The organism is Hydrogenophaga sp. A37, assembly GCF_002001205.1.
Lineage (GTDB): Bacteria > Pseudomonadota > Gammaproteobacteria > Burkholderiales > Burkholderiaceae_C > Hydrogenophaga.
Genome location: NZ_MUNZ01000046.1, coordinates 1 through 5954, shown reverse-complemented (window position 1 = coordinate 5954; position 5954 = coordinate 1). Strand labels below are relative to the sequence as shown.

Genomic DNA, 5954 nt, shown 5'->3' with positions numbered 1-5954 from the left:
CGCATCGACCACTTCGTCACCGCTCACAACGAAAACTGCCAGCCGTTCAGGTGGACCGCCACTGCCGATTCCATCCTTGAAAAGCTGCATCGACTTTGTTCACGTATCAGCGGGACAGGACACTAGGACACCGCTTTTCCGGACTTCGAATCAACTGGCTGCTGGAGATGGGCGCGCTGCTGGTGATCATCGGCAGCGCCAAGCGGCGGCGAGAACAACCTTGTTAAAGTTGCTCATCCGGAACCCGGCGGTCTACCCGAAATTCCCTTGTTTCACCATTTCATGTTTTCGCATGCACGCAGGATGCAGGCCTATCGGGCTGAATCGATGTTCTCCCCCGAGTCATGTGCCGTCCGCGAAAGTTACCACCGTGCACATTGAACTATCTCCATTTCGCCGGTCCCCATCCTGGGCATGGCCTCGCCGGCCCCACCGACTATGAACGACCACTGCATGTTGTGCGGGCTTCCGATCTCCCGCGCCAATATGAAACAAACGCTGGACGGCCTTCTGGACCGTATCGCACGGGGAGAGGGTGCATGGCTGCTCACCCTCAACACGGAGATGCTTTCTCGCTTCACGCGGGACTCCGGCTATTGGGCTCTCGTCGCGCAAGCCGACATCATCACCGCTGATGGTATGCCCCTGGTCTGGGCCTCCAAGTTCAAAGGTGCAAACCAGGTCATCTCTGAACGGACCACGGGCGTCGACTTGGTCGACGCCTTTCTGCGCCTGCCGCAGTTGCCGGCCTACGCCATCATCGGCGGAGTGGACCCAGCCGCCACCGTGGCTCGCTACGGTGGCGCTGCACAGCAAGCATGCCGTTACCTGTTCAACGGCAAGGTTGACCTCAGCGATGAGCAAGTACAACAGTTTGTCGGCGTTCTGCGTGAACAGCAGGTGCGCATGGTGTTTTTGGCGCTCAACGTTCCCAAAGGGGACCAACTGGCCCTCAAGATAAAGTCTTTGATGCCAGAGCTGGTGATCACCAGCATTGGTGGCAGCTTCGAAATCCTCGGTCCGCAAGGCAGCCGCGCACCCAAGTGGATGCAAAGGATGGGGATGGAGTGGTTCTTCCGGCTGGTGAGAGAGCCCGGTCGCCTATGGAAGCGTTATCTTGTCCACTACCCGGCCGGCATCGGCTTGCTGGTAAGAGACGGTCTCAGACCACTGTCCAAACTCTCTCAAGACTGACCATTGCGGGGGTAGGGGTCTTTGAATATCAAAGGCCTATGAAAATATGCAGGGACTTCCCGGGACCTCTTGAAACTTATCAATGGTCTACCCGGAGGGACTCGAACCCCCGACCTGCTGCTTAGAAGGCAGCTGCTCTATCCGGTTGAGCTACGGGCAGACGGGTGAAGCAGATGCAAAAAAGGCCCACAGTGTGGGCCTTTTTCGTACTTCAACAATGGTCGGAGCGGCGGGATTCGAACTCGCGACCCTCTGCTCCCAAAGCAGATGCGCTACCAGGCTGCGCTACGCTCCGACTAAGCCAATAAGTATACCCTGTGAATGCGGCCAATCTCGAGCATCTTGGATTTTTTGGTGTTGACCTGCCCCCCACCAGCCGTACCAACCTGAAGTTAGTGAAGTCCGTCAATGACCCTGTCCCCGATTCAGTACCGCTCAGAAGTGGAGATTTCCGGCTCCTCTGAGATCGTCGTTGCAGGCAGCTGCCTGCAACGACGGGCGAATTCGGCGGGCGTGGTCCAGTCCAACGATGAGTGGGGACGACTCTCGTTGTAGTACTGCCGCCAAGCCTCGATTTTGCCTCGTGCGTCGTCCAATGACATGAACCAGGTGGCATTGAGGCACTCCTGGCGCAGGCGCCCATTGGCATGAGCGAAAAACGCTCAGCCTCTCAGTTCTTGCGCGACTTCTTGGACTTGCCTTTGCTGACAGCGCGCGTGGATTTCACGGCGACCGTTCTAGTGCGTTTGACCGTGTTCTCTTTTGCCAAGGGGCGCTTGCTCGACTTCTTCGCTATTGCCACCGAAGTTCGTGGGGTCTTCGCCAACGACAGGCGCTGACCCGACTTCAGCTTGGTGCCGATCCTCATGTTGTTCCACCGGGCCAGGTTGGCCGTGCTCACACCATGACGTGTCGCCAGGCTACCCAGTGTGTCCCCTCTGCGGACAATCACAGTGCCGCGACGCACGATGGTCTCGGGCTGCAGGCTCAGGCTGGCGTTGTCTGCCACGAACTCGCTCACGTCCTTGTCACGGTGGCCATTGCGGGGAACCAGCAGACTGGAGCCCGCCTGCACCTTCATGCGCGGCGGGATGTTGTTGACGCGTCGCAGCTCGGATTCGTTCATGCCCACGCGGCTGGCGACCTCTGCCACCGTCATGGTGCCGGGCACCACCCAGGCGGTCCAGCTCGCGAGCGGGCCTTTGTAATTGGCCAGACGGCGTTCGAAGATGTCCGCGTTGTCCCAGGGCAGCAGCACGTAGGGTGTGCCGGCTGCCATCACGATGGGTTGCGTGATCGAAGGATTCAGGGCGCGGAAGTCTTTCTCGCTGATGTCGGCGAGGTTGGCAATCAGCGTCACATCGATGTCGCGCTCCAGCGTCAGGGTGTCGAAGAAGGGGTGGTTGCCGATCAAAGGCAACTGGGCGCTGAAAGCTTCCGGACGCGCGACGATGTTTTCCACCGCCTGCAGCTTGGGCACGTACATGCGCGTCTCCAGCGGCATGTTGATGTCGTTGTAGGTGGCCGGCAGGCCGGCTTGCCGGTTGCGGGTGATGGCCTTGTTGACGTTGCCCTGGCCCCAGTTGTAGGCCGCCAGAGCGAGGTGCCAGTCACCAAAGCGAGCGTGAAGCTGCTCCAAGTAGTCGAGCGCGGCGCGGGTGGAGGCCAGCACGTCGCGGCGATCGTCGCGAAACACGTTTTGCCGCAGGTCGAACGATTGCCCGGTGGCGGGCATGAACTGCCACATGCCGGCCGCGCGCGCGCTGGAGACGGCCTGCGGGTTGAACGCGCTTTCAATGAAAGGCAGCAGGGCCAACTCCATGGGAAGGTTGCGGCGCTCGACTTCTTCAACGATGTGGAACAGGTAGCGGCTGGAGCGCTCGGTCATGCGCTGCATGTAGTCCGGGCGGCTGGCGTACCACTGCTCGCGGTCACGCACCATGTCGTTGTCCAGATCGGACATGGCCAGGCCGCGGCGGATGCGGTCCCAGATGTCGGTGGGCGCGGAGAGCATCACCACCGGCGGGGGCGTGGCCGATGCCATGGCGATGTCGGTCAGTGGTGCATGAGGCGGCAGCTCCGCGCTCGGCGCCTTCACCACGGGAGCGGGAGCCGCAGACGCCGCGGCCGCCCTGGGTGCCGTTGGGCGCGGTGGTGGTGCACTGGCGCAGGCACCCAGCAGCAGAGCCAGACCAAGCGTGGCCAGTTTGAGTCTCTGACTGGACGGTGCGAGGCTGGCCGCGCGGGGGAGTGGAGATGTCATGGGGCTCACTGGTAGGTGTTTTTCCAGGCGCGCAACGTGGTGAACACGCCCAGCGGGCCAGGAGGTGAATCGGGATCGTGCGCGCGAGCGGTCTGCTCGACAGCGGGCACATGGGCGCGCAAAAAAGGATTGATCTGCTTTTCCCGTTCGATGGAGCTGGGCAGCGTGGGAAGGTTCCGCTCTCGAAGCGATTGGCAGTGCGCCGCGTAGGCGCTCAGTTCTGCGTTACCCGGTTCCACGGCGCGAGCGAAGCGCAGGTTGGACAGCGTGTATTCGTGCGTGCAGCAGACACGGGTGTTGCCGGGCAGGGCGGCAAGACGCGTCAGTGATTCCAGCATCTGGGCGGGCGTGCCTTCGAAGAGTCGGCCGCAGCCCGCGGAGAAGAGCGTGTCGCCGCAGAACAGCAAGGGAGCACCGTCCATATCGGCACAAAAATAGGCGATGTGACCCGAAGTGTGGCCGGGCACTTCGATCACATCAAAGCGCAAGCCCAACGCGTTCACCGCCTCACCAGCGCCCACGCGCTGAAGCGGTTCGGGCATGGGCTCATCAACCGGGCCGATCACGCGCGCGCCAGTGGTTTCGCGCAACGCGGCCACGCCACCCACGTGGTCCGCGTGGTGGTGTGTGATCAGGATGGTGTCGAGTTTGAGATGGTGCTGGACGAGCCACGCCTGCACGCCCTTGGCCTCGCCCGGGTCGACCACCAACGCGCGCTGGCCGTCGTGCAGTACCCAGATGTAGTTGTCGCTGAAGGCCGGGACAGGAAACAAGGTCATGGCGCGAAACCCGGGGGGCGGGCGTGTAGAGTATCTGGACCGGGGCCGAGGGCGGCGACCTCTGCCAGACCGACGTTGCAACACCCCACATGAACCCTCCGATTATAAGTTTGACCGACTGGTTTCAGACCGCTCCAGGTGGGTATCTTCTGGCTTGGGAGAAGGCGCAGTTTGATCTCGCGGTGGCCAACCTGTTTGGCTACAACGCCCTGCAACTGGGGTTGTCCGAATTGCACACGCTGGAGGCCAACCGCATGCCCCACCGCTGGCTGGCGCTGCCGGAGGAGTTCATGGGCGAGGCGGTGCTCGGGTCGGGGGGAGAGGACGATCCGCTCGCCCCATTGAACGGATCACCGCGTGTTGCCTTGGTCACCAACGCCGCGGCGCTGCCTTTCCCCGAAGCCAGCATTGACTTGGTGGTATTGCCCCACACGCTGGAGCTGAGTGCCGACCCTCATCATGTGTTGCGAGAGGTGGAGCGTGTGCTCGTGCCCGAAGGCCGGGTGGTGATTTCCGGGTTCAATCCCAACAGCCTATGGGGCCTGCGGCAGAGCCGTGGCCGGCTGGCCGACCGCATGGGCCTCTCGGCATTTGGTGTGTCCAGCCTGTACCTGCCGGAAGCGGGTGAATTCATCGGGCCGGGGCGCCTGCGCGACTGGCTGCAGCTGCTGAGTTTTGAAGTAGAGTCGGAGCGCTTTGGCTGCTACAGGCCGGCGGTTCGCAGCGACAAGTGGCTGCAGCGCATGACCTGGATGGACCGTGCCGGCCCGCGTTGGTGGCCGATTTTTGGAGCCGTCTACTTTGTGGTGGCGGTCAAGCGGGTGCGCGGTGTGCGCTTGCTCGGGCCAGCCTGGCGTCCGCGCCGAACAGTCGTTTCGGCGCCGGTGTCGGTGGCCAACCGGCACTGATTTTTTTCTCTTGGAGCCCCTCTTTTGAACCATGTGGTGATGTACACCGACGGCGCCTGCAAAGGCAATCCTGGCCCGGGTGGCTGGGGCGTTTTCCTCAAGGCCGGCGGGCACGAAAAGGAGCTCTGGGGTGGTGAGCGCCTGACCACCAACAACCGCATGGAGCTGACCGCCGTGATCGAGGGCCTGGCCGCGCTCAAGCGGCCGTGCAAGGTGTCGGTGTATCTGGACAGCCAGTACGTGCGCAAGGGCATCACCGAGTGGATCCATGGCTGGAAGACCAAGGGCTGGAAGACCGCTGCCAAGGAGCCGGTGAAGAACGCCGACTTGTGGCAGAAGCTGGACGCGCTGGCGCACGACGGCGTGCATCAGATCGAGTGGCACTGGGTCAAAGGCCATGCGGGCGACCCGGGCAACGAGCATGCCGATGCGCTGGCCAATCGGGGTGTGCCCGGCTGACAGATCGCCCTCGCGCTGCGGGCATCGGGCGTGTATTGAACTTGTGGCCGTGTCTGCGGCTCAAGCACTGCTACATTGCAATTTGTCACTTTTCAGGGGGCTGCCGCTCGTGGTCCCATTTCGCCCTTCTTCTCCAGGTTCTGGCACATGGCAAACAAGAAGTTCTACATCTGGGTCGCTGTCGGTGGATTGGCGTTGGCCTCCACTGGCGCGTGGTGGCTCCAGAACAAAGCACCATCGCGATCCGTGGCCGACGGCGCCTCAGGCAACCCAGCGGCGGCCTCGGTGGCCGGGCCGGGCAAACCGGCCGGTGGTGCGCCCGGTGGCGGCGGTCAGGGCGGGGCTGGTGGC

At 62.6% G+C, this 5954-nt stretch carries 5 protein-coding genes, 2 tRNA genes and 3 pseudogenes; 5 read left to right on the top strand and 5 right to left on the bottom strand.

Translation table 11 applies throughout. The features are described from left to right. Together B0E41_RS26400 and B0E41_RS01050 are read left to right on the top strand one after the other, a co-directional pair. A pseudogene (locus B0E41_RS26400) lies at nt 1–126 on the top strand (IS630 family transposase); the annotation flags it as partial. 360 nt (nt 127–486) lie between these two features. Then, nucleotides 487–1194 (top strand): WecB/TagA/CpsF family glycosyltransferase, encoded by a 708-nt coding sequence (locus tag B0E41_RS01050; protein WP_171984626.1) that lies wholly within the window; start codon nt 487–489, stop codon nt 1192–1194. Nucleotides 1195–1277: 83 nt separating this feature from the next. Here the strand turns inward: B0E41_RS01050 and B0E41_RS01045 are convergent. The 5 genes and pseudogenes from B0E41_RS01045 to gloB all read right to left on the bottom strand — a co-directional run bounded on the left by B0E41_RS01045 (nt 1278) and on the right by gloB (nt 4236). After that, nucleotides 1278–1354: transfer RNA gene (locus B0E41_RS01045), tRNA-Arg, on the bottom strand. 58 nt (nt 1355–1412) lie between these two features. Continuing rightward, nucleotides 1413–1489, bottom strand: a tRNA-Pro gene (locus tag B0E41_RS01040). Between the two features lie 130 nt (nt 1490–1619). Continuing rightward, nucleotides 1620–1838, bottom strand: a pseudogene (locus tag B0E41_RS01035) (transposase); the annotation flags it as partial. Between the two features lie 26 nt (nt 1839–1864). After that, on the bottom strand, nt 1865–3457 hold the full coding sequence (locus B0E41_RS01030) for a transglycosylase SLT domain-containing protein (protein WP_077327878.1): 1593 nt from the start codon (nt 3455–3457) through the stop codon (nt 1865–1867). Nucleotides 3458–3462: 5 nt separating this feature from the next. After that, nucleotides 3463–4236: a hydroxyacylglutathione hydrolase gene (gene gloB, locus B0E41_RS01025; RefSeq protein WP_077327875.1), complete on the bottom strand. Its 774-nt coding sequence runs from the start codon at nt 4234–4236 to the stop codon at nt 3463–3465. 89 nt (nt 4237–4325) lie between these two features. On the opposite strand from gloB, the gene B0E41_RS01020 reads away from it, so the two are divergent. The 3 genes and pseudogenes from B0E41_RS01020 to B0E41_RS26975 all read left to right on the top strand — a co-directional run. Next, nucleotides 4326–5144, top strand: coding sequence for a class I SAM-dependent methyltransferase (locus tag B0E41_RS01020; protein WP_077327872.1), 819 nt, complete (start codon nt 4326–4328; stop codon nt 5142–5144). 24 nt (nt 5145–5168) lie between these two features. Then, nucleotides 5169–5603, top strand: a complete 435-nt coding sequence (gene rnhA / locus B0E41_RS01015) for a ribonuclease HI (RefSeq protein WP_077327869.1) — start codon at nt 5169–5171, stop codon at nt 5601–5603. A 147-nt stretch (nt 5604–5750) separates the two neighbouring features. Beyond that, nucleotides 5751–5954 (top strand): annotated as a pseudogene (locus tag B0E41_RS26975) (hypothetical protein); the annotation flags it as partial.

Coding starts and splice junctions, on each gene's coding strand:
- B0E41_RS01050 (WP_171984626.1), top strand. CDS start 487: ATGAAACAAACGCTGGACGGCCTTCTGGACCGTATCGCACGGGGAGAG.
- B0E41_RS01030 (WP_077327878.1), bottom strand. CDS start 3,457: ATGACATCTCCACTCCCCCGCGCGGCCAGCCTCGCACCGTCCAGTCAG.
- gloB (WP_077327875.1), bottom strand. CDS start 4,236: ATGACCTTGTTTCCTGTCCCGGCCTTCAGCGACAACTACATCTGGGTA.
- B0E41_RS01020 (WP_077327872.1), top strand. CDS start 4,326: ATGAACCCTCCGATTATAAGTTTGACCGACTGGTTTCAGACCGCTCCA.